This window comes from Sporosarcina sp. resist (assembly GCF_014302295.1).
Lineage (GTDB): Bacteria > Bacillota > Bacilli > Bacillales_A > Planococcaceae > Sporosarcina > Sporosarcina psychrophila.
This window is the reverse complement of sequence record NZ_CP060287.1, coordinates 5,045,001-5,047,500: the sequence shown is the minus strand read 5'-3', so window position 1 is coordinate 5,047,500 and position 2,500 is coordinate 5,045,001. Positions and strand designations below refer to the sequence as shown.

Annotated in this window: 2 rRNA genes (1 of these 2 running past the window's edge); both read left to right on the top strand. The window is 46.2% G+C overall.

What is annotated here, in order from left to right:
- Positions 1-1,232 (top strand): 23S ribosomal RNA (locus tag H7992_RS24305); it begins 1,700 nt to the left of the window's first position.
- An 80-nt stretch (positions 1,233-1,312) separates the two neighbouring features.
- Positions 1,313-1,428, top strand: a 5S ribosomal RNA gene (gene rrf, locus H7992_RS24300).
- The last annotated feature ends 1,072 nt before the right edge of the window (positions 1,429-2,500 follow it).

Here is a 2,500-nt window from a genome sequence, read left to right as displayed (position 1 = left end):
AACTCTCGTTAAGGAACTCGGCAAAATGACCCCGTAACTTCGGGAGAAGGGGTGCTCTGGTAGGGTGTTAAAGCCCGAGAGAGCCGCAGTGAATAGGCCCAGGCGACTGTTTAGCAAAAACACAGGTCTCTGCAAAACCGCAAGGTGAAGTATAGGGGCTGACGCCTGCCCGGTGCTGGAAGGTTAAGAGGAGAGGTCAGCGCAAGCGAAGCTTCGAATTGAAGCCCCAGTAAACGGCGGCCGTAACTATAACGGTCCTAAGGTAGCGAAATTCCTTGTCGGGTAAGTTCCGACCCGCACGAAAGGCGTAACGATCTGGGCACTGTCTCAACGAGAGACTCGGTGAAATTATAATACCTGTGAAGATGCAGGTTACCCGCGACAGGACGGAAAGACCCCGTGGAGCTTTACTGTAACCTGATATTGAATTCCGGTGCAGCCTGTACAGGATAGGTAGGAGCCTTGGATTCCGGAGCGCTAGCTTCGGATGAGGCGTTGGTGGGATACTACCCTGGCTGTATTGGACTTCTAACCCATGCCCCTTATCGGGGCAGGAGACAGTGTCAGGCGGGCAGTTTGACTGGGGCGGTCGCCTCCTAAAGAGTAACGGAGGCGCCCAAAGGTTCCCTCAGAATGGTTGGACATCATTCGTAGAGTGCAAAGGCATAAGGGAGCTTGACTGCGAGACCTACAAGTCGAGCAGGGTCGAAAGACGGGCTTAGTGATCCGGTGGTTCCGCATGGAAGGGCCATCGCTCAACGGATAAAAGCTACCCCGGGGATAACAGGCTTATCTCCCCCAAGAGTCCACATCGACGGGGAGGTTTGGCACCTCGATGTCGGCTCATCGCATCCTGGGGCTGTAGTCGGTCCCAAGGGTTGGGCTGTTCGCCCATTAAAGCGGTACGCGAGCTGGGTTCAGAACGTCGTGAGACAGTTCGGTCCCTATCCGTCGCGGGCGCAGGAAATTTGAGAGGAGCTGTCCTTAGTACGAGAGGACCGGGATGGACATACCTCTGGTGTACCAGTTGTCTTGCCAAAGGCATCGCTGGGTAGCTATGTATGGACGGGATAAATGCTGAAAGCATCTAAGCATGAAGCCCCCCTCGAGATGAGATTTCCCATTACGCAAGTAAGTAAGATCCCTCAAAGAAGATGAGGTTGATAGGTCTGGGGTGGAAGCACGGCGACGTGTGGAGCTGACGGATACTAATCGATCGAGGACTTAACCAATTTTGAAAAGGGCTTGATTACCCTGATTCGTGTAGCACAATGTCTGTTTTATTCAGTTTTGAGCGAACAAGCTCAAAGAGTCTGGTGACGATTGCGAAGAGGTCACACCCGTTCCCATCCCGAACACGGAAGTTAAGCTCTTCAGCGCCGATGGTAGTTGGGGGTTTCCCCCTGCGAGAGTAGGACGTCGCCGGTCTCATTGAAAGGTCATTACCTTATAGGTAGTGGCTTTTTTTGTGTTTATTTTTAGGATCTATAATAAATATTAAGGCATCCATACAACTTTATGGTTCGAGCGCTTAACCGTTCTCTTCTGTAAACGTCGTGGTTATGCTTGCGGGTGTGGAAATAGTAATGACGAGCATGAATCCAAGCTTTAAAGTACGGTTAAACAGTCGTTAGAACGCCTTTTGATTATCGCGCATTACTTCCATTAATGTCGCTATACTTACTGAGAAATTGATATAGTATGACTGAATGTACAAAAAGAATTAAATGAGCAACGTACTATATATGTTGAACTAATGATTCTATATAATCTCCAGCAAAGGCGCCTCAAGGGGCAGCCGAAGCAATAAGGCTGACAGCGGTTTTCTTTCTGGCTTATTGCGGGAGGCATCCCCTAGCGCCGAACGTTGTTGAGTGGATTCTTTATATCAACACATATAGATAAGCGAAGTGTAACGCGTATGGCATTAGGCGCTTGAATGACTTTAAAGCTAAAATAGTATCGAACGTTAAGAATAAAAAAAGAGGTTTATTCAGGATAAAGGGTGACATGCAAATCACAACCTCATCACAACATTTGAATTAGATCCTATTTTTAAGAATGCCTTGTTTTACTTGCATTAATTCATCTGTGAAATATGAATGGCTATGCCTTAACATTCAGTGATGCCGTTTGAAGAGAGGGATTGCTGATTTTAAGAGCTCACTTTAGTGGGGTATTGTTTGGATAGTTTATTTCCTCAGGCCGTGCTAAGTGTTATCAAAAAAGAATTGTAGGGCAAGCAAATTTTATACGCTCAATCCAACTAACAGAAATGTTAAACCAATAAATGCACTGCCAATGATGAAAAACTATTAAATCATCTCCTATACAATCACTCATTCGATTACTGGAAAGTACTACATGGTACATCTCATAGAATATATACATAGACCTGCACAAAGTCTTGGGCTTTTAATGAGGAGTTTATTTGTGGAGAGAATATCCAATTATCTTTATTACTATATATGTTGAATTAAAGAAACCTGTTGAAACTGCC